A 23,750-nucleotide genomic window follows, 5' to 3' on the forward strand; every position below is an offset into this window, starting at 1 on the left:
TGCCGGTAGGGATCAGCTATTTGTACAGCGTGGCAAAGTCGAATGAGAGCGCGGCATCAACGGCTTTGCCCTCTGTTTCAAACGGCGTTTCTGAGACGAGCGGCCAGCGCCCTTTATGCCACACATAAAGCCAGTGCTGCTGCTCTTCGTCTTCGCGTATCGCGAACATCGGTGGGCTGTTCTGCTGTGGCTCAGGGTATCGGTCGTTTTCGTTGAGAATGAAGATCTGCCGGCCGGCGAGGGTGATGCTGCCCATTGCTTTGCTCCGCTGGTGGGTGTGCAGTAATGGTAGCCCACATCGTACCTAGCCGTTTCACTTCTCATGGTGATACAATCACATTTCCGTTATGGCGTAACAACATAGTACATTTCAAATTGTGTACATATGAGTGTACATATCTGGCAGGGTAAAGCTGGATAGCGTCGATAACATCATGTAGTTAAACAATATTGTATTTCTTCATGTGATCTGTCGTGTGGGTCACCACTGTAGATAAGGAATTATTAATGCCTGTTATTACTCTTCCTGACGGTAGTCAGCGTCATTTCGACCACCCCGTTTCCCCGATGGATGTCGCGCGCGATATCGGCCCTGGCCTGGCGAAAGCCTGTATCGCCGGTCGCGTCAATGGCGAACTGGTTGATGCCAGCGATCTGATCGAATCGGATGCGCAGCTGGCCATCATCACCATCAAAGACGAAGACGGTCTGGAAATCATGCGCCACTCCTGCGCGCACCTGCTGGGTCATGCGATCAAGCAGCTGTGGCCGGATACCAAAATGGCGATCGGTCCTGTTATCGACAACGGTTTCTATTATGATGTGGATATCGACCGCACCCTGACGCAGGAAGACCTGGATCTGCTGGAAAAGCGGATGCACGAGTTGGCCGATAAGGATTACGACGTCATCAAGAAGAAGGTCAGCTGGCAAGAAGCCCGCGACACCTTCGCTGAGCGCGGCGAAATCTATAAAGTGGCGATCCTGGATGAGAACATCAGCCATGACGATCGTCCTGGCCTGTATCACCACGAAGAATACATCGACATGTGCCGCGGCCCGCACGTGCCGAACATGCGTTTCTGCCACCATTTCAAGCTGCAGAAAACCTCCGGCGCTTACTGGCGCGGTGACAGCAAAAACAAAATGCTGCAGCGTATCTACGGTACCGCCTGGGCAGACAAGAAGCAGCTGAACGCCTACCTGCAACGCCTGGAAGAGGCGGCCAAACGCGATCACCGCAAGATCGGCAAACAGCTCGACCTGTATCACATGCAGGAAGAAGCGCCGGGCATGGTGTTCTGGCACAACGACGGTTGGACTATCTTCCGCGAGCTGGAAGCCTTCGTGCGCATGAAGCTCAAAGAGTACCAGTACCAGGAAGTGAAAGGTCCGTTCATGATGGACCGCGTGCTGTGGGAAAAAACCGGCCACTGGGAAAACTACAAAGACGCCATGTTCACCACCGCGTCGGAGAACCGTGAATACTGCATCAAGCCGATGAACTGCCCGGGTCACGTGCAGATCTTCAACCAGGGCCTGAAGTCGTACCGCGATCTGCCGCTGCGAATGGGCGAATTCGGCAGCTGCCACCGCAACGAGCCTTCGGGTTCCCTGCACGGCCTGATGCGCGTGCGCGGCTTCACGCAGGATGACGCCCACATCTTCTGTACCGAAGAGCAGGTGCGCGCCGAAGTGAACGAATGCATTCGCATGGTCTATGACGTGTACGGCACCTTCGGCTTCGACAAGATCGCCGTCAAGCTGTCGACTCGTCCGGAAAAACGCATCGGTACCGACGACATGTGGACCCGTGCGGAAGAGGACCTGGCCGCCGCGCTGACCGAGAACGGCATTCCGTTCGAGTACCAGCCGGGCGAGGGCGCCTTCTACGGACCGAAAATTGAATTTACCCTGCATGATTGTTTGGATCGCGCATGGCAATGTGGTACCGTGCAGCTCGATTTCTTCTTGCCGGGCCGTTTGGGCGCTTCGTATGTTGGCGAAAACAACGATCGCGTCGTGCCGGTAATGATTCACCGCGCCATTTTGGGCTCCATGGAACGCTTCATCGGTATCCTGACCGAAGAATACGCCGGGTTCTACCCGACCTGGATCGCTCCGGTGCAGGTGGTGGTGATGAATATCACCGACAGCCAGTCTGATTACGTCCAGCAATTGACCAAAAAACTGCAGGATGCAGGTATTCGCGTGAAAGCGGACTTGAGAAATGAGAAGATTGGCTTTAAAATTCGCGAACATACTTTACGTCGAGTCCCTTACATGTTGGTGTGCGGCGACAAAGAGGTCGAAGCCGGCAAAGTTGCCGTTCGTACCCGCCGTGGCAAAGACCTGGGAAGCCTGGACGTAAACGAAGTCGTAGACAAGCTGCTGAAAGAGATTCGCAGCCGTAGTCTTCATCAACTGGAGGAATAAAGTATTAAAGGCGGAAAACGAGTTCAACCGGCGCGTCCTAATCGCATTAACAGAGAAATTCGCGCGCAAGAAGTTCGCCTAACCGGCGTCGATGGCGAGCAGATTGGTATTGTCAGTCTGAATGAAGCTCTTGAAAAAGCTGAGGAAGCGGGCGTTGATTTAGTAGAAATCAGCCCAAATGCCGAACCGCCAGTTTGCCGAATCATGGATTACGGCAAATTCCTCTACGAGAAGAGCAAGTCGACGAAAGAACAGAAGAAGAAGCAAAAAGTTATTCAGGTCAAGGAAATCAAATTCCGTCCTGGCACCGATGATGGCGACTATCAGGTCAAACTACGCAACCTGATTCGCTTTCTGGAAGATGGCGATAAAGCCAAAATCACCCTGCGTTTCCGTGGGCGTGAGATGGCGCACCAGCAGATCGGTATGGAAGTGCTTAACCGCGTCCGTAAAGACCTGTGTGAAGATATGGATCTGGCAGTGGTCGAATCCTTCCCTACGAAGATCGAAGGCCGCCAGATGATTATGGTGCTCGCTCCTAAGAAGAAACAGTAAGGCTTACAAGTAATGGAACCCGCGCGGCGCTTGCGCTGTGTGGGTTTTATTCGCCCAACTGATTCGTTGTTTAACAATGCGAAGTGGATTTAATTAAAATGCCAAAGATTAAAACTGTACGTGGTGCAGCCAAGCGCTTCAAAAAAACCGGCAGCGGTGGTTTTAAGCGTAAACATGCCAACCTGCGTCATATTCTGACCAAAAAAGCAACCAAGCGTAAACGTCACCTGCGTCCGAAAGGCATGGTGTCTAAAAACGATCTGGTCCTGGTTACCGCGTGCCTGCCGTACGCATAAGCCATTTTTTTTGAATTTAGAATAAGACTTTAGGAGAGAGCATATGGCTCGCGTAAAACGTGGTGTAATTGCACGCGCACGTCACAAGAAAATCATGAAGCAGGCGAAAGGTTACTACGGTGCCCGTTCGCGCGTATATCGTGTTGCCTTCCAGGCAGTAATCAAAGCAGGTCAGTATGCTTACCGTGACCGTCGTCAACGTAAGCGTCAGTTCCGTCAGCTGTGGATTGCACGTATCAACGCAGCTGCTCGTCAGAACGGTCTGTCTTACAGCAAGTTCATCAACGGCTTGAAAAAAGCCTCGATCGAAATTGACCGTAAGATCCTGGCTGACATCGCAGTCTTCGACAAAGTGGCCTTCGGCGCACTGGTTGAGAAAGCGAAAGCAGCTCTGGCGTAAGTCAGTTGAAGAGGGAGCTTGCTCCCTCTTTTAATCTTTGTTTTCAGCGACAAATATTGACTTTTATTGCCCGCCGCTATATCACTGGTGGACAATTATCGACAAGGTACCGCAATCATGCACGCAGCTATTTTTCGTTTCTTTTTTTACTTTAGCGCCTGATTTCAGGAGGCTTTGCGCGTAAGAAAAGAAACGAAAAGTAGCGCCTAAGCCTCCCTCGTGGAGGCTTTTTTGTTTTTGGCCATCGCCTTGCCTTGCACATTGCTGTGGCGAGGGCGGCAGACACTCAGTCGGCCCTGTGCCGCGCAGGTGAGTCGCTTGGCCGACAACGCATTGAAAAGTCTTTGAAGATTGCTCAAAGGCGTGTTCGAATAATAGATAACAATTACTTAGGGCCATCCCGGCCAGAGGAAGAGGAAAGCAATGCCACATCTCGCAGAGCTGGTTGCCAATGCCAAGGCAGCCGTAGAAGATGCCCAGGATGTTGCCGCGTTAGATTTGGTACGCGTCGAATATTTTGGCAAGAAAGGTCATTTCACCTTGCAGATGCAGTCTCTGCGTGACGTACCGGCGGAAGACCGTCCGGCGGCCGGCGCGGTGATCAACCAGGCCAAGCAAGAGGTGCAGGACGCCCTGAACGCGCGTAAGAACGCGCTGGAAAGCGCCGCGCTGAACGCGCGCCTGGCGGCTGAAACCATCGACGTTTCCCTGCCGGGCCGTCGCATGGAGAACGGCGGCCTGCATCCGGTGACCCGCACCATCGACCGTATCGAAACCTTCTTCGGCGAGTTGGGCTTTTCCGTTGCCACCGGCCCGGAGATTGAAGACGATTACCATAACTTCGACGCGCTGAACATTCCAGGGCATCACCCGGCGCGCGCCGACCACGATACCTTCTGGTTCGACGCCACACGCCTGCTGCGCACCCAGACTTCCGGCGTGCAGATCCGCACCATGAAGAACCAACAGCCGCCGATCCGTATCATTGCGCCGGGCCGCGTTTACCGTAACGACTACGATCAGACTCACACCCCGATGTTCCACCAGATGGAAGGGCTGATCGTCGATAAAGACATCAGCTTCACCAACCTGAAGGGCACGCTGCACGATTTCCTGAACAACTTCTTTGAAGAAGACCTGCAGGTCCGTTTCCGTCCGTCCTACTTCCCATTCACCGAGCCGTCCGCTGAAGTGGACGTGATGGGCAAGAACGGCAAGTGGCTGGAAGTGCTGGGCTGCGGCATGGTGCATCCGAACGTGCTGCGCAACGTCGGCATCGATCCGGAAGTTTACTCCGGCTTCGCCTTTGGCATGGGCATGGAGCGCCTGACGATGCTGCGTTACGGCGTCACCGACCTGCGCGCATTCTTCGAAAACGATCTGCGTTTCCTCAAACAGTTTAAGTAAGGCGGGAATATCACATGAAATTCAGTGAACTCTGGTTGCGCGAGTGGGTAAACCCGGCCATCAGCAGCGAAGCATTATCCGATCAAATCACCATGGCCGGCCTGGAAGTGGACGGCGTGGATCCGGTTGCCGGCGCGTTTAACGGCGTTGTGGTGGGGGAAGTGGTCGAGTGCGGTCAGCACCCGAACGCCGACAAACTGCGTGTCACCAAGGTCAACGTTGGCGGCGACCGCTTGCTCGACATCGTTTGCGGCGCGCCGAACTGCCGTACCGGCCTGAAAGTAGCGGTCGCCACCGTGGGCGCGGTGCTGCCGGGCGATTTCAAAATCAAAGCCGCCAAGCTGCGCGGCGAGCCTTCGGAAGGCATGCTGTGCTCGTTCTCCGAGCTGGGCATTTCCGACGATCATGACGGCATCATCGAGTTGCCGCTGGATGCGCCGATCGGCACCGACATCCGTGACTACCTGAAACTGAACGACAACACCATCGAGATCAGCGTTACCCCGAACCGCGCCGACTGCCTGGGCATCATCGGCGTTGCGCGCGACGTGGGCGTACTGAACCAGGTGGCGCTGACCGAGCCGGATATGAGCCCGGTGGCTGCCACCATCGACGCCACGCTGCCGATCCGCGTTGACGCGCCGCAGGCCTGCCCGCGTTATCTGGGCCGTGTGGTGAAAGGCATCGACGTCACCGCGCCAACCCCGCTGTGGATGCGTGAAAAGCTGCGTCGCTGCGGCATCCGCTCCATTGATGCGGTGGTTGACGTCACCAACTATGTGCTGCTGGAGCTTGGCCAGCCGATGCACGCTTTCGATCTGAGCCGCATCGACGGCGGCATCGTGGTGCGCATGGCGGAAGAAGGCGAAACGCTGAGGCTGCTGGACGGCAGTGAAGCCAAACTGAACGCCGACACCTTAGTGATCGCCGATCATCAAAAAGCGTTGGCGATGGGTGGCATCTTCGGCGGCGAGCATTCTGGCGTCAACGGGGAAACTCAGGACGTGCTGCTGGAATGCGCCTTCTTCAGCCCGCTGTCGATCACCGGCCGCGCGCGTCGTCACGGCCTGCACACCGATGCTTCTCACCGCTATGAGCGCGGTGTCGATCCGGCGCTGCAGTACAAAGCGATGGAACGCGCCACGCGCCTGCTGCTCGATATTTGCGGCGGTCAGGCCGGCCCAATTATCGACGTGACCCACGAGAACGAACTGCCGAAGCGCGCCACCATCACGCTGCGCCGCGAGAAACTGGATCGCCTGATCGGCCACGTGGTGCCAAGCGAGCAGGTCAGTGACATTCTGCGCCGCCTGGGTTGCCAGGTGACCGAGCAGGGCGACAGCTGGCAAGCGGTCGCGCCAAGCTGGCGTTTCGATATGGAGCTCGAAGAGGATCTGGTGGAAGAAGTGGCGCGCGTTTACGGCTACGACAACATCCCGGATGTGCCGGTGCGCGCCGATCTGGTGATGACCCAGCATCGCGAAGCCGATCTGACGCTGAAGCGCGTGAAGACCATGCTGGTCGATCACGGTTATCAGGAAGCGATCACCTACAGCTTCGTCGATCCGAAGGTGCAGGCGCTGCTGCACCCGAATGAAGAAGCGCTGATCCTGCCAAGCCCGATTTCGGTAGAAATGTCGGCGATGCGCCTGTCGCTGTGGACCGGCCTGCTGTCTGCGGTGGTGTATAACCAGAACCGCCAGCAGACGCGTCTGCGCCTGTTCGAAAGCGGCCTGCGCTTTGTGCCTGATAGTGCGGCAGATCTGGGTATCCGTCAGGATGTCATGCTGGCGGGCGTGATCGCCGGTCATACGCACGATGAACATTGGGATCTGGCGCGCAAGCCCGTCGACTTCTATGATTTAAAAGGGGATCTGGAGTCCGTCCTCGAGCTGACCGGTAAATTATCCGAAATTCAGTTCCGGGCGGAAGCCAATCCGGCCCTGCATCCAGGGCAAAGTGCGGCGATTTATTTGCACGGCGAACGCGTAGGTTTCATCGGTGTGGTTCACCCGGAACTTGAACGTAAACTGGATCTTAACGGCCGCACCGTGGTGTTTGAACTGGAGTGGAACAAGCTTGCGAGCCGCGTCGTGCCTCAGGCGCGGGAGATTTCGCGCTTCCCGGCAAACCGCCGTGATATCGCCATTGTGGTGGCTGAAAACGTCCCCGCAGAAGATATTTTGGCCGAGTGTAAGAAAGTTGGCGCAAATCAGGTAGTTGGCGTAAACTTGTTTGACGTGTACCGTGGCAAGGGCGTGGCAGAAGGTGACAAGAGCCTGGCTATCAGTCTGGTATTGCAGGATACCGCTCGTACACTGGAAGAAGAGGAGATAGCCGCTACCGTTGCAAAATGCGTAGAGGCTCTAAAACAGCGATTCCAAGCATCCTTGAGGGATTGAACCTATGGCGCTTACTAAAGCTGAAATGTCAGAACACCTGTTTGAGAAGCTTGGGCTTAGCAAACGGGACGCCAAAGACCTGGTGGAACTGTTCTTTGAAGAGGTCCGTCGGGCTCTTGAGAATGGCGAACAGGTAAAACTGTCGGGTTTTGGCAACTTTGATCTGCGTGACAAGAACCAACGTCCGGGGCGTAACCCGAAGACCGGCGAAGACATTCCGATTACGGCGCGCCGTGTGGTGACCTTCCGTCCGGGGCAGAAGCTGAAAAGCCGGGTAGAAAACGCCAGCCCGAAAGGGTGAGTGACGTGACATCAAAAAAGGCCGCTTGCGCGGCCTTTTTCTTTTCTGAAAAAAAATTCAGTTTATTCCTAATCGGCAATGCATGAATTAAAATTATTCATTAAACCACCTCAACGAAAATTCATTTAATCTCAATTGCGGAGTATTCTTATATCTTATTTTGTGTGGTGAGCAGCCATATTTATTGTTTCAATAACGGCCGTAATAATGGCCTGGGCCGTCGCCGCGGTGGCCACCGCCCCCGTGCGGGCCCCAGCAGCAGGCGCTCAGGGTTGAGGCCAGGGCTACAACGGTCAGCAGCATACCGATACGTTTAATCATCTTATAATCCTCCGGTGGAAATCTATTTAACTATAATTGCCGCGCCGCTTGAGAGACGTCAGTTATTCGTTAAATCTTGTCAGTGGTTATGATAATTAAAGGTGGCTGCAAACAGTGTAAGGATTGTGTAAGGCCGTCGAAAACAATCTGAAAATAGGCATCGGTGAGATAGTCGTTAAATAAGCACACTGATATAACCACTGCAGCAAGAAAATAGAGTGAGAAGGTGAAATGAAAAAGATCCTGTTGCTGGTGTGTTTCCCGCTGTTGCTGCCGCTGGCGGCGAAGGCCGATGTCTCCGTCGATATCAACGTGCCGGGCGTTTCTCTGCATCTGGGAGATCAGGACCGTCGCGGCTACTACTGGGATGGCTACGACTGGCGTCCACCGCAGTGGTGGCATGCGCACCAGGGCCGCGGCCTGGGTGAGCGCAATGCGCGCGGTATGTACTGGGACGGCGGACGCTGGCAACCTTCGCCGCCGCGTGGCTATGAGTATCGTGGGCCGAAACGCAGCGGCAATCCATTCCACGGCGATCGCGATAGTGGCGACCACGACCGCCGTCATGACGATCGCGGTGACCATGACCGCCGCGATGGCGGCCGCGGCCAACCTTATCCACCGGGCAACTCCGGCCCGCATCGTTAATCCCTGAGTTTATCGGCGGCTGGTTTTGCCATCATTGTTGTTGCGTTGACGGGCAAGGCCAGCCGCTGCTTTCCTGAGCCACTATCCACGCAAGACTTCCCCTTGCGGCGTTAACCCCCTAATATTCGACTCAAACGTCAATTATCCGGCCACGACAGCGGCCGGCAGGGAACCGCCGCGCATGCCAACCAGCCGTACCTTCACCTTACTGTTGCAACATCAACGCTACCGCGATAAACGCCAGCTCAGTCTGTTGGCGCTGGGCGTGGCGGTGGCGTTGCTGGTCAGCCTTTGCGCCGGCGACCAATGGATATGGCCGTCAGCGTGGTTCAGCGATCGAGCGCAACTGTTTGTTTGGCAACTGCGTTTGCCGCGCGCGCTGGCGGTGATGCTGGTCGGCGCCGCCTTGGCGGTGGCGGGCGCGGTGATGCAGGCGCTGTTTGAAAATCCTCTGGCGGAGCCCGGTCTGCTGGGCGTCGCTAACGGCGCCGGCGTAGCGCTGGTGCTGACGGTGTTGTTGGGGCACGGTTTGTTGCCGGTGGCGCTGATGAGCGCCGCCGCGATAGCCGGTGCGCTGGCGATGACCTTCTTGCTGCTGGGCTTCGCTCGCCGGCGACGTCTGACCAATGCACGGCTGTTGCTGGTCGGCGTGGCGCTGGGCATCGTGTGCAGCGCGCTGATGACCTGGGCGGTCTATTTCAGCACCAGCCTCGATCTGCGGCAGCTGATGTACTGGATGATGGGCGGTTTCGGCGGCGTTGACTGGCGCCAAAAGTGGCTGGTGCTGGCGCTGCTGCCGGTGTTGCTGTGGCTGTGTGGCCAGGGCCGAGCGCTCAACCTGATGGCGCTGGGCGAGGTGCAGGCGCGCCAGCTCGGGCTGTCGCTGCATGTGTGGCGTAACCTGCTGGTGCTGGCGATCGGCTGGCTGGTTGGCGTCAGCGTGGCGCTAGCCGGGGTGATCGGTTTCGTTGGGCTGGTGATCCCGCATATTTTGCGGCTCACCGGCCTGACAGACCAGCGCTATCTGCTGCCGGCCTGCGCGCTGGCGGGGGCCGGGGTGTTGCTGGTGGCCGATGTTATCGCCCGCGTTGCGCTGCTGGCGGCTGAGCTGCCGATCGGCGTGGTGACAGCCACGCTGGGGGCGCCGCTATTTATCTGGTTACTGACCCGGACAAAAGGCGTAAGGTAGTTTTCTTCATTCACCTGCCATTAAAAAACCAAAGGATGACAACCGATGAGCAAGCCAATCGACAACCTGCCGTTACAAACCATCGAAAATCAGACGACCACGCTGGGTGCCTATCAGGGCAAGGTGCTGCTGGTGGTCAACGTGGCCTCGGAGTGCGGCCTGACCAAGCAGTACGAAGGGCTGGAAGCGCTGTACGAAACCTATCGCGATCGGGGGCTGGAAGTCCTGGGGTTCCCGTCCAATGAATTCCTGGGCCAGGAGCCGGGCAGCAACGAAGAGATCCTGGCGTTTTGCCGCGGCACCTTCGGCGTGCAATTCCCAATGTTTGCCAAGATTGAGGTGAACGGCGAACACCGTCATCCGCTGTACCAAGCGTTGATTGCCGCACAGCCGGAGGCCGTCGCGCCGGAAGGCAGCGAGTTCCTGGCGCGGATGACCAGCAAAGGGCGTGCGCCGAAGCATCCCGGCGATATTCTGTGGAACTTCGAGAAATTCCTTATCGCGCGCGACGGCACGGTGATCCAGCGCTTCTCGCCTGACACCACACCTGAGGATCCGGCGCTGGTGGCGGCGGTGAAACAAGCGCTGGCAGGATAATACGGATGCTGCAACTCGTTGAGGTTGGGGTGGCGGGGCGCCTGGCGCCTTTTTCGGCACAGATTGACGGCGGGTTGCAGGTTCACCTGATCGGCCCAAATGGCGCAGGGAAGAGTACCCTGCTGGCGCGGGTGGCGGGCATGCTGCCGGGGCGGGGCGAAGTTTGCCTGGACGGACGCGCGCTCTCCGATTATCCGGGGAGCGAGCTGGCGCGCCGACGCGGTTATCTCAGCCAGCAACAGCCGCCGGTGTCGCTGATGCCGGTGTTTCAGTATTTGGCGTTGCACCGGCCTGCCGGCGCGGCGCAAACCGAGGTGGAACACACCATCCTCTATCTGTGTCAGCGGTTGAAGCTGGTGGATAAACTGTCACGCATGCTGACACAGCTTTCCGGTGGAGAATGGCAACGGGTGCGGCTGGCGGCGGTATTGCTGCAGGTGTGGCCCAGCGTTAACCCGCACAGCCGATTGTTGTTGCTGGATGAACCAACCAATAGCCTGGATGTGGCGCAAAAGGTCGCGCTGGATCGCCTGCTGCGCGAATTTTGCCAAAGTGGGCGCAGCGCGTTGGTGTGCGCGCACGATCTGAATCATACCCTGCAGCAGGCCGATCGGGTTTGGTTGCTGCACGCTGGGCAGTTGGTCGCGCAGGGCATCACCCGTGAGGTGATGGCGCCCGCACTGTTGTCGCAGATCTATGAAGTGGATTTCCACCTGCAATGGGTGGGGAACCAGCGTTGGATCATGACCCGCACGGCTTAATTCGCCCTGGGGTATAAATATAAACGAAAACTAAACGTAGTGAATATAAATAGCCGGGTAATCATCGGCTATTATTGTGCTGCCTCTCATTTTCTCGTGAGTTTTCTTGAAAAACGCCAATGACGTGCTACGCTTGATTCGGCAAAAATAAAATAAGTAAATAATTATTAATAAATATAATTACCTGATTTACATAATAAATTTAAATTAATGATGACAGCGCCTATCCATCAGTTCTCTTACTGATGACAAGCCTCGTCTTAAGGTTTAGTTAAGCTTGCACCCTTACATTGGCAGTTAATCCACGGAAACGATTCTTCTCTGGCGTTTAATATTCGTTAAACGAAAGGGATTTACAGTGTCATCAAAAGCAGTTCGATACGTTTGGGGTTAACTATGGATCAATTTTTGCCTTTCTCTCGTCCGGCCATCGGCGACGAAGAAATCGCCGCGGTAGAGAAAGTGTTGCGTTCCGGCTGGATCACTACCGGGCCGCAAAACCAGCAACTGGAAAATGACTTCTGTTCCACTTTCGGCTGTAAGCACGCCATCGCCGTCAGTTCCGCCACCGCGGGCATGCACATCACGCTGATGGCGCTGGGCATCGGGCCCGGCGACGAAGTCATCACCCCTTCGCAAACCTGGGTTTCCACCCTCAACATGATCGAACTGCTGGGCGCTACGCCGGTGATGATCGACGTTGACCGTGAGACCTTGATGGTCAGCGCCGCCGATGTCGAGGCTGCCATCACCCCCAAAACCAAAGCGATTGTTCCGGTGCATTATGCCGGTGCTCCCCTGCAGATGGATGCGCTGCGCGCCGTGGCCGAACGCCACCGCTTACCGCTGATCGAAGACGCTGCCCACGCGGTCGGCACGCGCTACAACGGCGAATGGGTCGGCGCTCGCGGCACGGCGATTTTCTCTTTCCATGCGATTAAAAACGTGACCTGCGCCGAAGGCGGTCTGATCGCCACCGATGACGATGCGCTGGCGGATCGCCTGCGTTGCCTGAAGTTCCACGGTCTGGCCGTCGATGCCTTCGATCGCCAGCAGCTAGGCCGCAAACCGCAGGCCGAAGTGGTGGAGCCGGGTTACAAGTACAACCTGTCCGACATTCACGCGGCGATCGCCGTGGTGCAGCTGTCGCGCTTCGCTGAGCTGAACGCACGGCGTAAGGCGCTGGCACAGCGCTACCTGAGCGCGTTGGAAGGCTCGCCGTTCCAACCGTTGGGCGTGCCGGATTATCCGCATGACCACGCCTGGCACCTGTTCATGGTCCGCGTCGATCCGGCGCGTTGCGGCATCGATCGCGACCAGCTGATGGAGCGCCTGAAAGAGGTTGGCGTCGGCACCGGGCTGCATTTCCGCGCCGCGCACACCCAGAAATTCTACCGTGAGCGTTATCCACAGCTTTCTTTGCCGAATACCGAATGGAACTCGGCGCGGCTGTGCACCTTACCGCTATTCCCTGACATGACCGACGCCGACGTGGATCGCGTGGTCAATGCCTTGTCTTCTGTTGTGGAGTCTTTACGTGTCTCGCGTTGAACCGATTAAAAAAGTGTCGGTAGTCATTCCGGTATACAACGAGCAGGAAAGCCTGCCGGCGTTGCTGGAGCGTACTACTGCCGCCTGTAAGCAGTTATCTCAACCTTATGAAATCATCCTCGTCGACGATGGCAGCAGCGACAACTCCGCTGACATGCTGACCGCGGCGGCGGAAAAGCCGGACAGCCACGTGATCGCCGTTTTGCTGAACCGCAACTACGGCCAGCACTCGGCGATCATGGCCGGTTTCAACCAGGTGACCGGCGATCTGGTGATTACGCTGGACGCCGATCTGCAGAACCCGCCGGAGGAGATCCCTCGTTTGGTCAGCGTGGCGGAAGAGGGCTATGACGTGGTGGGCACCGTGCGCGCCAACCGTCAGGACTCCTGGTTCCGCAAAAGCGCCTCGCGCGTGATCAACATGATGATTCAACGCGCCACCGGCAAGTCGATGGGGGACTACGGCTGCATGCTGCGCGCCTACCGTCGTCATATCGTTGAGGCGATGCTGCACTGTCATGAGCGCAGCACCTTTATCCCGATTCTGGCGAACACCTTCGCCCGCCGTACCACCGAGATCGACGTGCGCCACGCTGAGCGCGAGTTTGGCGACTCCAAGTACAGCCTGATGAAGCTGATCAACCTGATGTATGACCTGATCACCTGCCTGACCACTACGCCGCTGCGTTTGCTCAGCGTGGTCGGCAGCGTCGTGGCGCTGTCCGGGTTTGTGCTGGCGCTGGTGCTGATTGCGCTGCGTCTGCTGCTCGGCCCTGAATGGGCCGCCGGCGGCGTGTTCACCCTTTTCGCCGTCCTGTTCACCTTTATCGGCGCCCAGTTTGTCGGCATGGGGCTGTTGGGTGAATACATCGGCCGTATCTATACCGACGTGCGTGCGCGTCCTCGCTATTTTGTTCAGAAAGTGGTCGGTGCACAGCATGACCACAATACTCAGGAAGAAGAATGATGAAAGCTATTGTATTTGCTTACCATGATATTGGCTGCGCAGGTCTGAAAGCGCTGACTGAGGCGGGTTATGACGTGCAGGCCGTGTTCACGCACACCGACGACCCTGGTGAGAACAACTTCTTCTCCTCTGTGGCCCGTTTGGGCGCCGAATTGGATCTGCCGGTCTATGCGCCGGAAGACGTAAATCACCCGCTGTGGGTTGACCGCATTCGCGCACTGCAGCCGGACGTGATCTTTTCGTTCTATTACCGCCACATGCTGAGCGACGAGATCTTGTCGCTGGCGCCGCAGGGCGGTTTCAACCTGCACGGCTCGTTGCTGCCGCGTTACCGCGGCCGCGCGCCGGTGAACTGGGCGCTGGTGAATGGCGAAACCGAAACCGGCGCCACGCTGCACAAAATGGTGAAACGCCCGGACGCCGGTGACATCGTCGGTCAGCAGAAAGTGACCATCGCAGACAACGACACTGCGCTGACGCTGCACAAAAAAGTGCTGGAAGCCGCGCAGATCGTGTTGAAAGAGCAGCTGCCGAAGCTGAAGAACGGCACCGCCACCTTCACCAAGCAGGATGAGTCTCAGGCCAGCTACTTCGGTCGCCGCACCCCGGCGGACGGTGAGATCCTGTGGCACAAATCCGCCAAAGAGATCAACAACCTGGTGCGCGCCGTCACCGAGCCGTACCCGGGTGCCTTCAGCTACCTCGGTCAGCGCAAGCTGATCGTCTGGCGCTCTCGCGTGCTGGACACCCAACACGATAAACAGCCGGGCACCGTGCTGAGCACCTCGCCGCTGGTCATCGCCTGTGGCGAAGGTGCGCTGGAGATCGTCGCCGGTCAGAACGACAGCGGTCTGTATGTGCAGGGCAGCCGCCTGGCGCAGGAAATGGGTATCGTCACCGACGTGCGTTTGGCCGCCAAGCCGAATGCCGTAATGAAACGCCGCACCCGCGTGCTGATCCTCGGGGTTAACGGCTTCATCGGCAACCACCTGACTGAGCGCCTGCTGCGCGATGACCGCTACGACATCTACGGTCTGGATATCGGTTCCGACGCCATCAGCCGCTTCCTCGACAACCCGCGTTTCCACTTTGTGGAAGGCGACATCAGCATCCACTCCGAGTGGATCGAGTATCACATCAAGAAATGCGACGTGGTGCTGCCGCTGGTAGCGATCGCGACGCCGATCGAATACACCCGTAACCCGCTGCGCGTGTTCGAGCTGGACTTCGAAGAGAACCTGAAGATCGTTCGCGACTGCGTGAAATACAACAAGCGCATCATCTTCCCGTCCACATCTGAAGTGTACGGTATGTGTGACGATAAAGAGTTCGACGAAGACCATTCGCGTCTGATCGTCGGGCCAATCAACAAGCAGCGCTGGATCTATTCGGTCTCCAAACAGCTGCTGGATCGGGTGATCTGGGCTTACGGCGCCAAAGAAGGCCTGAAGTTCACGCTGTTCCGTCCGTTCAACTGGATGGGGCCGCGCCTGGATAACCTGGACGCTGCGCGCATCGGCTCTTCCCGCGCCATCACCCAGCTGATCCTCAACCTGGTGGAAGGTTCGCCGATCAAACTGATGGACGGCGGCGCGCAGAAACGTTGCTTCACCGACATCAACGACGGCATCGAAGCGCTGTTCCGCATCATCGAGAACCGCGACGGCCTGTGCGACGGCCAGATCGTCAACATCGGCAACCCGACCAACGAAGCGAGCATTCGCGAGCTGGCGGAAATGCTGCTGGAAAGCTTCAACAACCACCCGTTGCGCGATCGCTTCCCGCCGTTTGCCGGCTTCAAGGACGTAGAGAGCAGCAGCTACTACGGCAAAGGTTACCAGGACGTCGAGCACCGCACGCCGAGCATCAAAAACGCTCACCGCCTGCTGGGCTGGCAGCCGACCATCGAGATGAAGCAAACCGTCGCCGATACGCTGGACTACTTCCTGCGCACAACCGTTCAGGAAGGGAACGGTGCATGAAGAAAGTCGGTCTGCGGGTTGATGTAGATACCTTCAGCGGCACCCGTGAAGGGGTGCCGCAGTTGCTGGACCTGTTCGAAAAGTACGACATTCAGGCCAGCTTCTTCTTCAGCGTGGGACCGGACAACATGGGGCGCCATCTTTGGCGCCTTTTGCGTCCGAAATTTCTGTGGAAAATGCTGCGTTCGAACGCCGCCTCGCTGTACGGCCTGGATATTCTGCTGGCCGGCACCGCCTGGCCGGGGCGCAATATTTCGCGCGCGTTGGGGCCGCTGATGAAGCGCACCGCCGAAGCCGGCCATGAAGTCGGGCTGCACGCCTGGGATCACCAGGGCTGGCAGGCCAAGGTCGGCAAGTGGAGCGAGGCGCAATTGACCGAGCAGGTGCAATTGGGCGTCGACGCCCTGAGCGCCTGCATCGGCCAGCCGGTGAAATGCTCCGCCGTGGCGGGCTGGCGCGCCGATACGCGCGTGCTGGAGGTCAAGCAGCGCTTCGGCTTCCATTACAACAGCGATTGCCGCGGCACTCATCCGTTCCGTCCGGTGCTGAGCGACGGGCGTCACGGTACGGTGCAGATCCCGGTGACGTTGCCGACCTTCGATGAAGTGATTGGCAGCGAAGTCAGTATGGCCGACTTCAACGACTATATTCTGCGCGCCATCGAGAACGATCGCGGCGTGCCGGTGTACACCATTCACACCGAAGTGGAAGGCATGTCGCAGACGGCGATGTTCGAACAGTTATTGCAACGCGCACAGCGGCAGGGCATCGAATTCTGTCCGCTGAGCGCGCTGTTACCGCAAGATTTGGCGTCACTGCCGTTGGGCCGCATCAAGCGCGCTCCTTTCCCCGGCCGCGAAGGTTGGCTGGGTTGTCAAACCGATGTGAAGGACGTTACATGAAGGCGCTAAAAGGATCCTGGGCCATTCTGCTGGCCGTTTTTTTTGCTCTGGTTTACCTGATCCCGCTTAATGGCCGCCTGCTGTGGCAGCCGGACGAGACGCGTTATGCCGAGATCAGCCGTGAAATGCTGCAGCGCGGCGATTGGGTGGTGCCGCATCTGCTGGGGCTGCGCTATTTCGAGAAGCCGGTAGCGGGTTACTGGTTCAATAACATCAGCCAATGGCTGTTCGGCGAAAACAACTTTGCGGTGCGCTTCGGCTCGGTGTTCAGCACCGGCATGACCGCCTTGCTGGTGTTCGCGCTGGCGATGCTGATGTGGCGCAATGCGCGCCGCGCCAGCCTGGCGGCGCTGATGTTCCTGTCGATGGTGCTGGTGTTCAGCATCGGCACTTACAGCGTGTTGGATCCGATGATTTCGCTGTGGCTGGCGGCGGCGATGGTCAGCTATTACCTGACGCTGAAGGCCTCTTCGGTCAAGGGTAAGCTGGGCGCCTACGCCTTGCTGGGCCTGGCCTGCGGCATGGGCTTTATGACCAAGGGCTTCCTGGCGCTGGCGGTGCCTGTGATCGCGGTGATCCCGATCGTCATTCAGCAACGCCGCATCAAGGATCTGCTGTGCTATGGCCCGGTGGCGATCGTGACCGCTACGCTGCTCAGCCTGCCGTGGGCGCTGGCGATCGCGCAACGCGAACCCGATTTCTGGAATTATTTCTTCTGGGTCGAGCATATTCAGCGTTTCGCCGAAGATAATGCTCAACACAAGGCGCCGTTCTGGTATTACCTGCCGGTTCTGCTGGCGGCGGTGCTGCCTTGGCTGGCGCTGCTGCCCGGCGCGCTGCTCAAAGGTTGGCGCGAGCGCGTACAGCGTCCGGAGCTGTTCTTCCTACTGAGCTGGGCGCTGATGCCGCTGATCTTCTTCAGCATCGCCAAAGGCAAGCTGCCGACCTACATTCTGCCGTGCATGGCGCCGCTGGCGCTGCTGATGGCCGCTTATGCGGAAGACTATGCCGCCACGCTGCGCGCCAGGCTGTTCAAGGCCAACGCCTGGTTGAACGGCCTGTTCGGGCTGATCGGCATCGTGGCGCTGGTGGTGTTAAGCTCCGGCCTGCTGCCGAAAGCGCATCTGTTTACTCCCCAGGAGTGGCCGAAAGTGGTGCTCGGCCTGATCGCCTTCGGCGGCTGGCTGCTGTTCGCACTGGTTTCTGCGCGCGATAACGGCCGCCAATGGCGCTGGGCGGCGGCTTGCCCGGTGCTGCTGTGCCTGGTGATCGGTTACGCCATCCCGCAACAGGTGACCGATTCCAAACTGCCGCAAAACTTCGTCCGCGCCACGATGGCCGAACTGAGCGACAGCCGCTATGTGTTGAGCGACAGCGTCGGATTGGCGGCCGGCCTGGCCTGGGAGCTGAAGCGCAGCGACGTGCTGATGTACAGCCAGAAAGGCGAGGTGGCCTATGGTCTGGAGTATCCGGACGCCAAGGGGCACCTGATCAGCGATGCCGACTTCCCGCAGTGGCTGGCGCAGGCGCGCAAGCAGGGCAATGTGTCGCTGGTGTTGCAGCTGTCCCGTGATGAAGCCCTGCCGCAGGAGCTGCCGGCCGCAGACAAGGTGGATCGTATGAACCGCCTGGTGCTGATGTGGTATAAACAGCAACCATGATCGGTTTTTTGTTGGTGATAGTGGTCAGCCTGCTCACCTGTGGTGGGCAGCTGTGCCAGAAACAGGCGGCGCACTGCTGGGAACGGGCGGACGAGGCGCGGCTGAAACAGACGCTGCGCTGGTTGGCGCTGGCGGTGTTGCTGTTGGGGCTGGGCATGGCGGTGTGGCTCAATGTGTTGCAACGCCTGCCGCTCAGCCTGGCTTACCCGATGCTCAGCCTGAACTTCGTGATGGTGACGCTGGCGGCGCGCTGGCTGTTTCATGAGCCGACAACCGTTCGCCACTGGTGCGGCGTGGCGTCGATTATGCTGGGGATCCTGCTGATGAGCGTGCATTCATGAGGGGCTATGCCTGGGGCGCCGCCAGCGTGTTGCTGGTGACGCTGGCGCAGTTGCTGATGAAGTGGGGCATGGTGCAAATCCCGCTGATGTCGTTCGCCGACGTCTCGTTGGCGCTGATCGGCGACTACTGGCTGCCGCTGCTGGCGGTGAGCGGTGGCATCTTCGGTTATGCGCTGTCGATGCTGTGTTGGTTCTTTGCGCTGCGCCATCTGCCGTTAAACCGCGCTTATCCTCTGCTGAGCGTCAGCTATGCGTTGGTTTACCTGGCGGCGGTGATCCTGCCGTGGTTTAACGAATCCGCTACGCTGCTGAAAACGTTGGGCACGCTGTTTATTCTGTTCGGCGTCTGGCTGATTAACAGCAAACCCGAGACAAAATCGCCGCAATAGCGCCAAAACCGGCGATCCCGCCATTATCTCCCTTATGGCGCTTGCCTTTTTCACCGTGCGGGAGATAAATTAACGCCAAATGGCGCTCTCCTTACGTGATGCCGGCTTTGCCTCGCAGGCGGTGTGGTGGTGTACCGGATGGCATAATGCGGCGACGTGTTCAATGAAGGGATATTATGCGGATGCGTGTGTGGTTTTTATTAGCCAGTTTGATCCTCGCCGGGTGTAGCAGCCATGCGCCGCCGCCCAGCGGCCGCCTCGCGGACTCTATCGTGGTGGTGGCCCAGCTCAACGAACAGTTGCGCCAATGGTACGGCACGCCATACCGTTACGGCGGTCTGGATCGCGGCGGCGTAGACTGTTCCGGCTTTGTTTACCGCACGTTCCGCGATCGCTTCGACATGCAACTGCCGCGTTCGACCGAAGAACAGACCTCACTGGGCACCAAGGTTTCACGCGATGAGCTGATGCCGGGCGATCTGGTGTTTTTCAAGACCGGCGGCGGTGAGAATGGCCTGCACGTCGGCATTTACGATACCAACGACCAATTTATCCACGCGTCGACCAGCCGCGGGGTGATCCGCTCCTCGCTCGATAACGTCTACTGGAAGCGGGTGTACTGGCAGGCGCGACGCATTTAGCCTTAACCCGTTGATTTGGTGTATCATGGCGGCATCTCGTGTTTTGAACGGTGCCTGCCATGAACAGCCTGCGTTTATTGATCTCCGACTCCTACGATCCCTGGTTCAACCTGGCGGTGGAAGAGTGCATCTTCCGCGAAATGACCACGCAAAAAATTCTCTTCCTGTGGCGCAATGCCGAAACGGTGGTGATTGGCCAGTCGCAGAACCCCTGGAAAGAGTGCAATACCCGGCGTATGGAGCAGGACGGCATTCGGTTGGCGCGGCGCAGCAGCGGCGGCGGGGCGGTATTTCACGATCTGGGCAATACCTGCTTCACCTTTATGGCCGGCAAACCGGGCTACGACAAGAGCGTCTCGACCGACATCATTCTGCAAGCGCTGCGGCAGTTGGGCGTCACAGCCGGCGCGTCGGGGCGCAACGATCTGGTGATGGAAACCGCCGACGGGCCGCGCAAAATATCCGGCTCGGCCTATCGAGAAACGCAGGATCGCGGTTTCCACCATGGCACGCTGCTGCTGAATGCCGATCTGGAACGGCTGGCGGACTACCTGAACCCGGATCCCAAAAAGCTGCAGGCCAAGGGTATCACTTCGGTGCGTTCGCGCGTCGCCAACCTGGCGGAGTTTTTGCCGGGCATCAGCCATGAGCAGGTATGCGACGCTATCGTGCAGGCCTTCTTCGCCCACTATGGCGAAACGGCCGAGCCGGAGATCATTTCGCCGGATGTATTCCCCGATCTGCCCGATTTTGCCGCGCAGTTCGCCAAACAGAGCAGTTGGGAATGGAATTTTGGCAAGGCGCCGGCGTTCAGCCACTTGCTCAACGAACGCTTTGTCTGGGGCGGCGTAGACCTGTTCTTCGATGTGGAGAAGGGGGCGATCGTTCGCGCGCAGGTATTCACCGACAGCCTGAATCCCGCCCCGCTGCAGCGGTTGGCGGAGATGCTGGTGGGCTGCGCGTATCGAAGCGAGCCCGTTGCCGCTTGCTGTGACCGGCTGATGGCGGACTATCCTCAGCAGGCGGCCGAATTAGCCGAGCTGCGGCAATGGCTGAGCGAAACGATCCGCTAGCGCAGGCCTGGTGATGAAGGGATGAGCGTGCTCATCCCTTTTTTTATCGCTGAAATCGACGTTTTGCAGGGTGGTAGCGCAGATTTTCTGAAAATCAAGGTGGGCATTTTTTTACGATTTCAATGCCGCGAATAACGGGCGGAATTGATGCGTTATTAAATTTAATCAGTCGTCGTTAACGGCAGGGAAAATTGGCGTTAAGAAGGAAAGATTATTTTACTTTATTTAGGATTTTTCTTAAATAAAACAAAGGAGATAAGTCAAATTTAGCCATAAATCCATTCAACTTAAGTCAAATACCTTTTCGCATAACGCGTTTGGCGGCTACCTTGGCATAAGTCCGGCTGCTTTTCTTTGCGCCTTTTACGATTGTCGTATAGCTTTAATCTATCAATTAAATGATATTTCATGGGTATTTACATTGATATTTCCGATTAATCCCAGAGGGATTGATCGATAAAATGTATTGATATACGATGATACGCTAGCCATTCATCCTGTGGCATTAAAATGAACATCCAACTCGAAGCTGACTTTATTAGTAGCTATGTTTTTCAACCTGTTTACTCAATGGAGGGCGGGCTGTTGGCGGTGGAAATGTTGAGCCGTTTCAACAGTCTCGACGGTGATTTAGCCATGCCGGCCGAAATTGGGATTAATTTATTGGCGCCTGAACAAAGGATTGAGTTATTTAATGAGCAACTGAAACTTGCGGAGCAGCATGCGGCTTGGTTTACCGATAACAACGTACAGTTGACCATCAATATCGAAGAAACCATCGTTGAGCTTATTCTTTCCGATTCGGCGTTGTGCCAAAGGATCGGGCAATATCCTTTTATTGCATTTGAAATGAGTGAGAGTTTTCCGAATCTTTCGGCCGGTAAGAACAACCCGAGCGTGCGGCGATTAAGCGAAATGTTTACGCTGTGGCTCGATGATTTCGGTTCCGGTAAGGCCACGTTGACCGCGTTGTACGATGGTTTGTTTGACTACGTAAAGATAGACAAACGTTTTTACTGGCAGCTGTTTACCCATCAGGGGTATGACGTGGTCATTGACTCGTTGTTAAAGAATATCAACCTGTTATGTAACGGCGTGATCGTCGGAGGAATAGAGAAAAAAGAGTATTTTAATAAACTCAGATACGCCGGTGTTTTAGGCCTGCAAGGTTTTTTATGGCCCAGCGTTGGTGTGGATAATCTGCAAGCTTTGCTGACGATGCCCAGCGAGTTCAATAATTAAGAAGTGATACAAAAAAACTACACACAATGAGGTAAATAAGCGACGGGGTGATGTTTAGCGTGATTCAGTCGCCGTTATTCCCCCACGTTTTGCTGATAACCGCGTTTGTCAGCTGACGTTCAGCGCGTTTCCTCACGCGAAACCTCCCGCATCCGTTCTGGCGACAGGCGGATGCGTTCTCCCTGCATTCCTTCGGTGTTAATCCGCCCGTTCACGCTCTACACTACGCTGAAACGGAGGGCCTATGCCGCAGTTCGATAACGCTTACTACCAACAGTTACCTGGTTTCTACACCGCTCTGAATCCGACGCCGCTCAAGGATACGCGCCTGCTGTACCATAGCGAGCCGCTGGCGCGCGAGCTGGGGCTGGATGAAAGTTGGTTTACTCAGGATAAAACCCCGATTTGGGCGGGAGAAACGCTGCTGCCGGGCATGCAGCCGCTGGCGCAGGTGTACAGTGGCCACCAGTTCGGCGTGTGGGCCGGGCAACTGGGCGATGGCCGCGGCATTTTGCTGGGCGAACAGGTCATGGCGGACGGCAGCCACCGCGACTGGCACCTGAAGGGCGCCGGGCTGACGCCGTATTCACGCATGGGTGATGGTCGCGCGGTGCTGCGTTCGGTTGTCCGCGAGTTTCTGGCCTCTGAGGCGTTGCACCATCTGGGGATCCCCACCACGCGTGCGTTAACTATTGTCACCAGTCAACAACCGGTATATCGCGAGCAGCCGGAACGCGGCGCGATGCTGCTGCGGGTGGCGGAAAGCCATGTGCGCTTCGGCCACTTCGAACACTTTTACTACCGCAAACAGCCGGAGCAGGTGCGGCAGCTGGCGGATTTTGTCATCGCCCATCACTGGCCACAGCTGCAGGATCAGGCTGAGCGTTACCTGCTGTGGTTTACCGACGTGGTCGAACGCACGGCGCGTTTGATCGCCCATTGGCAAACCGTCGGTTTCGCCCACGGCGTGATGAACACCGACAATATGTCGATTCTCGGCATCACCATCGATTACGGCCCTTATGGCTTCCTGGACGACTACCAGCCCGGCTATATCTGCAACCACTCCGACCATCAGGGGCGTTACGCCTTCGACAATCAGCCGGCGGTGGCGCTGTGGAACCTGCATCGCCTGGCGCAGACCCTGTCGGGGCTGATGACCACCGAACAGCTGCAGCAGGCGCTGGCGGCGTATGAGCCGGCGCTGATGCGCGCCTACGGTGAACAGATGCGCGCCAAACTCGGCTTCTTCACGCCGACGGCGCAGGATAATGACGTGCTCACCGGTCTGTTGAGCCTGATGGCGCAGGAAGGGCGGGACTATACCCGCACGTTCCGCCTGTTGAGCGACACTGAACAGCAACAGGCGCAGTCGCCGCTGCGCGACGAGTTTATCGACCGCGCGGCGTTCGATTCCTGGTATCAGCAGTATCGCAGGCGTCTGCAGCAGGAACAGGTGAGTGATGCGGAACGGCAACGGGCGATGAAGGCGGTGAACCCGCGCCTGATCCTGCGCAACTATCTGGCGCAGCAGGCGATTGAGGACGCAGAGAAAGACGACGTGGGCCGTTTGCAGCGGTTGCATCAGGCCCTGCTGCGGCCGTTCGACGATGCGCCGGAGTATGACGATCTCGCCGCGCTGCCGCCGGACTGGGGCAAACATTTGGAGATTTCCTGCTCCAGCTGAG

The 23,750-nt window shown here is 57.5% G+C and carries 25 protein-coding genes and 1 other annotated feature; of the genes, 23 read left to right on the forward strand and 2 right to left on the reverse strand.

Going from position 1 to position 23,750, the window contains the following annotated elements; genetic code table 11:
• Positions 1 to 16: 16 nt before the first annotated feature.
• A complete protein-coding gene (locus tag WFM45_RS06725; RefSeq protein WP_311266415.1) occupies positions 17 to 256 on the reverse strand; it encodes a hypothetical protein in 240 nt (79 codons plus the stop codon).
• Positions 257 to 507: 251 nt separating this feature from the next.
• Between WFM45_RS06725 and thrS the strand changes: the two genes are divergently transcribed.
• The 8 genes from thrS to ihfA all read left to right on the forward strand — a co-directional run bounded on the left by thrS (position 508) and on the right by ihfA (position 7,797).
• Positions 508 to 2,436, forward strand: coding sequence for a threonine--tRNA ligase (thrS, locus tag WFM45_RS06730; RefSeq protein ID WP_015377696.1), 1,929 nt, complete (start codon positions 508 to 510; stop codon positions 2,434 to 2,436).
• A gap of 3 nt (positions 2,437 to 2,439) precedes the next feature.
• Positions 2,440 to 2,991, forward strand: a complete 552-nt coding sequence (gene infC, locus WFM45_RS06735) for a translation initiation factor IF-3 (protein ID WP_048233542.1) — start codon at positions 2,440 to 2,442, stop codon at positions 2,989 to 2,991.
• Positions 2,992 to 3,089: 98 nt separating this feature from the next.
• Entirely contained in the window at positions 3,090 to 3,287 is a 198-nt protein-coding gene (gene rpmI, locus WFM45_RS06740) for a 50S ribosomal protein L35 (RefSeq protein WP_004931418.1), read from the forward strand.
• Between the two features lie 43 nt (positions 3,288 to 3,330).
• A complete protein-coding gene (gene rplT / locus WFM45_RS06745) occupies positions 3,331 to 3,687 on the forward strand; it encodes a 50S ribosomal protein L20 (RefSeq protein WP_004931417.1) in 357 nt (118 codons plus the stop codon).
• Between the two features lie 113 nt (positions 3,688 to 3,800).
• Positions 3,801 to 3,923 (forward strand) — a sequence feature (Phe leader region).
• Entirely contained in the window at positions 3,805 to 3,849 is a 45-nt protein-coding gene (gene pheM, locus WFM45_RS06750; protein WP_121626058.1) for a pheST operon leader peptide PheM, read from the forward strand. (Overlaps the previous feature by 45 nt.)
• Positions 3,924 to 4,110: 187 nt before the next feature.
• Positions 4,111 to 5,094: a phenylalanine--tRNA ligase subunit alpha gene (gene pheS, locus WFM45_RS06755; protein WP_004931416.1), complete on the forward strand. Its 984-nt coding sequence runs from the start codon at positions 4,111 to 4,113 to the stop codon at positions 5,092 to 5,094.
• Between the two features lie 14 nt (positions 5,095 to 5,108).
• On the forward strand, positions 5,109 to 7,496 hold the full coding sequence (pheT, locus tag WFM45_RS06760) for a phenylalanine--tRNA ligase subunit beta (RefSeq protein WP_336954966.1): 2,388 nt from the start codon (positions 5,109 to 5,111) through the stop codon (positions 7,494 to 7,496).
• A 4-nt stretch (positions 7,497 to 7,500) separates the two neighbouring features.
• Complete coding sequence (ihfA, locus tag WFM45_RS06765; protein ID WP_004931414.1) at positions 7,501 to 7,797, forward strand: integration host factor subunit alpha; 297 nt, start codon at positions 7,501 to 7,503, stop codon at positions 7,795 to 7,797.
• Between the two features lie 189 nt (positions 7,798 to 7,986).
• On the opposite strand, the gene WFM45_RS06770 is transcribed toward ihfA, so the two are convergent.
• Positions 7,987 to 8,118, reverse strand: coding sequence for a hypothetical protein (locus WFM45_RS06770; RefSeq protein WP_015377698.1), 132 nt, complete (start codon positions 8,116 to 8,118; stop codon positions 7,987 to 7,989).
• A 231-nt stretch (positions 8,119 to 8,349) separates the two neighbouring features.
• Between WFM45_RS06770 and WFM45_RS06775 the strand changes: the two genes are divergently transcribed.
• The 15 genes from WFM45_RS06775 to WFM45_RS06845 all read left to right on the forward strand — a co-directional run bounded on the left by WFM45_RS06775 (position 8,350) and on the right by WFM45_RS06845 (position 23,749).
• Positions 8,350 to 8,766, forward strand: a complete 417-nt coding sequence (locus WFM45_RS06775) for a DUF2502 domain-containing protein (protein WP_336954967.1) — start codon at positions 8,350 to 8,352, stop codon at positions 8,764 to 8,766.
• A 181-nt stretch (positions 8,767 to 8,947) separates the two neighbouring features.
• Positions 8,948 to 9,955, forward strand: a complete 1,008-nt coding sequence (btuC, locus tag WFM45_RS06780) for a vitamin B12 ABC transporter permease BtuC (RefSeq protein WP_004931412.1) — start codon at positions 8,948 to 8,950, stop codon at positions 9,953 to 9,955.
• 45 nt (positions 9,956 to 10,000) lie between these two features.
• Positions 10,001 to 10,552: a glutathione peroxidase gene (locus WFM45_RS06785; protein WP_048323164.1), complete on the forward strand. Its 552-nt coding sequence runs from the start codon at positions 10,001 to 10,003 to the stop codon at positions 10,550 to 10,552.
• A gap of 5 nt (positions 10,553 to 10,557) precedes the next feature.
• The gene (gene btuD, locus WFM45_RS06790; protein ID WP_021505482.1) at positions 10,558 to 11,313 is read left to right on the forward strand and encodes a vitamin B12 ABC transporter ATP-binding protein BtuD; all 756 of its coding nucleotides are present in this window, start codon (positions 10,558 to 10,560) and stop codon (positions 11,311 to 11,313) included.
• A gap of 396 nt (positions 11,314 to 11,709) precedes the next feature.
• On the forward strand, positions 11,710 to 12,864 hold the full coding sequence (gene arnB, locus WFM45_RS06795) for a UDP-4-amino-4-deoxy-L-arabinose aminotransferase (protein WP_048323168.1): 1,155 nt from the start codon (positions 11,710 to 11,712) through the stop codon (positions 12,862 to 12,864).
• Positions 12,851 to 13,831 (forward strand): undecaprenyl-phosphate 4-deoxy-4-formamido-L-arabinose transferase, encoded by a 981-nt coding sequence (arnC, locus tag WFM45_RS06800; RefSeq protein WP_004931408.1) that lies wholly within the window; start codon positions 12,851 to 12,853, stop codon positions 13,829 to 13,831. The genes arnB and arnC overlap by 14 nt, the downstream gene beginning before the upstream one ends.
• On the forward strand, positions 13,831 to 15,813 hold the full coding sequence (gene arnA, locus WFM45_RS06805; protein ID WP_033633662.1) for a bifunctional UDP-4-amino-4-deoxy-L-arabinose formyltransferase/UDP-glucuronic acid oxidase ArnA: 1,983 nt from the start codon (positions 13,831 to 13,833) through the stop codon (positions 15,811 to 15,813). Before arnC ends, arnA begins: the two co-directional genes overlap by 1 nt.
• Positions 15,810 to 16,715: a 4-deoxy-4-formamido-L-arabinose-phosphoundecaprenol deformylase gene (arnD, locus tag WFM45_RS06810; RefSeq protein WP_082997593.1), complete on the forward strand. Its 906-nt coding sequence runs from the start codon at positions 15,810 to 15,812 to the stop codon at positions 16,713 to 16,715. The genes arnA and arnD overlap by 4 nt, the downstream gene beginning before the upstream one ends.
• Complete coding sequence (arnT, locus tag WFM45_RS06815) at positions 16,712 to 18,376, forward strand: lipid IV(A) 4-amino-4-deoxy-L-arabinosyltransferase (RefSeq protein ID WP_336954968.1); 1,665 nt, start codon at positions 16,712 to 16,714, stop codon at positions 18,374 to 18,376. Before arnD ends, arnT begins: the two co-directional genes overlap by 4 nt.
• On the forward strand, positions 18,373 to 18,717 hold the full coding sequence (gene arnE / locus WFM45_RS06820) for a 4-amino-4-deoxy-L-arabinose-phosphoundecaprenol flippase subunit ArnE (RefSeq protein ID WP_004931404.1): 345 nt from the start codon (positions 18,373 to 18,375) through the stop codon (positions 18,715 to 18,717). The genes arnT and arnE overlap by 4 nt, the downstream gene beginning before the upstream one ends.
• Positions 18,714 to 19,106 carry a 4-amino-4-deoxy-L-arabinose-phosphoundecaprenol flippase subunit ArnF gene (gene arnF / locus WFM45_RS06825; protein WP_336954969.1) on the forward strand — a complete coding sequence of 131 codons (393 nt, stop codon included), beginning with the start codon at positions 18,714 to 18,716 and terminating at the stop codon, positions 19,104 to 19,106. The genes arnE and arnF overlap by 4 nt, the downstream gene beginning before the upstream one ends.
• A 176-nt stretch (positions 19,107 to 19,282) precedes the next feature.
• Complete coding sequence (locus tag WFM45_RS06830) at positions 19,283 to 19,747, forward strand: NlpC/P60 family protein (RefSeq protein WP_016927954.1); 465 nt, start codon at positions 19,283 to 19,285, stop codon at positions 19,745 to 19,747.
• Positions 19,748 to 19,806: 59 nt separating this feature from the next.
• Positions 19,807 to 20,820, forward strand: a complete 1,014-nt coding sequence (locus WFM45_RS06835; protein WP_004931401.1) for a lipoate--protein ligase A — start codon at positions 19,807 to 19,809, stop codon at positions 20,818 to 20,820.
• Between the two features lie 510 nt (positions 20,821 to 21,330).
• Entirely contained in the window at positions 21,331 to 22,062 is a 732-nt protein-coding gene (locus tag WFM45_RS06840; protein WP_004931399.1) for an EAL domain-containing protein, read from the forward strand.
• 244 nt (positions 22,063 to 22,306) lie between these two features.
• On the forward strand, positions 22,307 to 23,749 hold the full coding sequence (locus WFM45_RS06845) for a protein adenylyltransferase SelO (protein WP_336954970.1): 1,443 nt from the start codon (positions 22,307 to 22,309) through the stop codon (positions 23,747 to 23,749).
• The last annotated feature ends 1 nt before the right edge of the window (position 23,750 follow it).

Source organism: Serratia sp. KG1D (assembly GCF_037150675.1).
Taxonomy (GTDB): domain Bacteria; phylum Pseudomonadota; class Gammaproteobacteria; order Enterobacterales; family Enterobacteriaceae; genus Serratia; species Serratia nematodiphila.

What these genes read in the sequence shown, in the direction of transcription:
- WFM45_RS06725 (WP_311266415.1), bottom strand. Translation starts at nt 256, where the DNA reads ATGGGCAGCATCACCCTCGCCGGCCGGCAGATCTTCATTCTCAACGAA.
- arnF (WP_336954969.1), top strand. Translation starts at nt 18,714, where the DNA reads ATGAGGGGCTATGCCTGGGGCGCCGCCAGCGTGTTGCTGGTGACGCTG.
- WFM45_RS06840 (WP_004931399.1), top strand. Translation starts at nt 21,331, where the DNA reads ATGAACATCCAACTCGAAGCTGACTTTATTAGTAGCTATGTTTTTCAA.
- arnE (WP_004931404.1), top strand. Translation starts at nt 18,373, where the DNA reads ATGATCGGTTTTTTGTTGGTGATAGTGGTCAGCCTGCTCACCTGTGGT.
- rplT (WP_004931417.1), top strand. Translation starts at nt 3,331, where the DNA reads ATGGCTCGCGTAAAACGTGGTGTAATTGCACGCGCACGTCACAAGAAA.
- WFM45_RS06785 (WP_048323164.1), top strand. Translation starts at nt 10,001, where the DNA reads ATGAGCAAGCCAATCGACAACCTGCCGTTACAAACCATCGAAAATCAG.
- pheS (WP_004931416.1), top strand. Translation starts at nt 4,111, where the DNA reads ATGCCACATCTCGCAGAGCTGGTTGCCAATGCCAAGGCAGCCGTAGAA.
- btuC (WP_004931412.1), top strand. Translation starts at nt 8,948, where the DNA reads ATGCCAACCAGCCGTACCTTCACCTTACTGTTGCAACATCAACGCTAC.
- WFM45_RS06775 (WP_336954967.1), top strand. Translation starts at nt 8,350, where the DNA reads ATGAAAAAGATCCTGTTGCTGGTGTGTTTCCCGCTGTTGCTGCCGCTG.
- arnB (WP_048323168.1), top strand. Translation starts at nt 11,710, where the DNA reads ATGGATCAATTTTTGCCTTTCTCTCGTCCGGCCATCGGCGACGAAGAA.
- WFM45_RS06770 (WP_015377698.1), bottom strand. Translation starts at nt 8,118, where the DNA reads ATGATTAAACGTATCGGTATGCTGCTGACCGTTGTAGCCCTGGCCTCA.
- arnT (WP_336954968.1), top strand. Translation starts at nt 16,712, where the DNA reads ATGAAGGCGCTAAAAGGATCCTGGGCCATTCTGCTGGCCGTTTTTTTT.
- rpmI (WP_004931418.1), top strand. Translation starts at nt 3,090, where the DNA reads ATGCCAAAGATTAAAACTGTACGTGGTGCAGCCAAGCGCTTCAAAAAA.
- arnD (WP_082997593.1), top strand. Translation starts at nt 15,810, where the DNA reads ATGAAGAAAGTCGGTCTGCGGGTTGATGTAGATACCTTCAGCGGCACC.
- ihfA (WP_004931414.1), top strand. Translation starts at nt 7,501, where the DNA reads ATGGCGCTTACTAAAGCTGAAATGTCAGAACACCTGTTTGAGAAGCTT.
- arnA (WP_033633662.1), top strand. Translation starts at nt 13,831, where the DNA reads ATGAAAGCTATTGTATTTGCTTACCATGATATTGGCTGCGCAGGTCTG.
- btuD (WP_021505482.1), top strand. Translation starts at nt 10,558, where the DNA reads ATGCTGCAACTCGTTGAGGTTGGGGTGGCGGGGCGCCTGGCGCCTTTT.
- WFM45_RS06830 (WP_016927954.1), top strand. Translation starts at nt 19,283, where the DNA reads ATGCGGATGCGTGTGTGGTTTTTATTAGCCAGTTTGATCCTCGCCGGG.
- WFM45_RS06835 (WP_004931401.1), top strand. Translation starts at nt 19,807, where the DNA reads ATGAACAGCCTGCGTTTATTGATCTCCGACTCCTACGATCCCTGGTTC.
- WFM45_RS06845 (WP_336954970.1), top strand. Translation starts at nt 22,307, where the DNA reads ATGCCGCAGTTCGATAACGCTTACTACCAACAGTTACCTGGTTTCTAC.
- thrS (WP_015377696.1), top strand. Translation starts at nt 508, where the DNA reads ATGCCTGTTATTACTCTTCCTGACGGTAGTCAGCGTCATTTCGACCAC.
- pheT (WP_336954966.1), top strand. Translation starts at nt 5,109, where the DNA reads ATGAAATTCAGTGAACTCTGGTTGCGCGAGTGGGTAAACCCGGCCATC.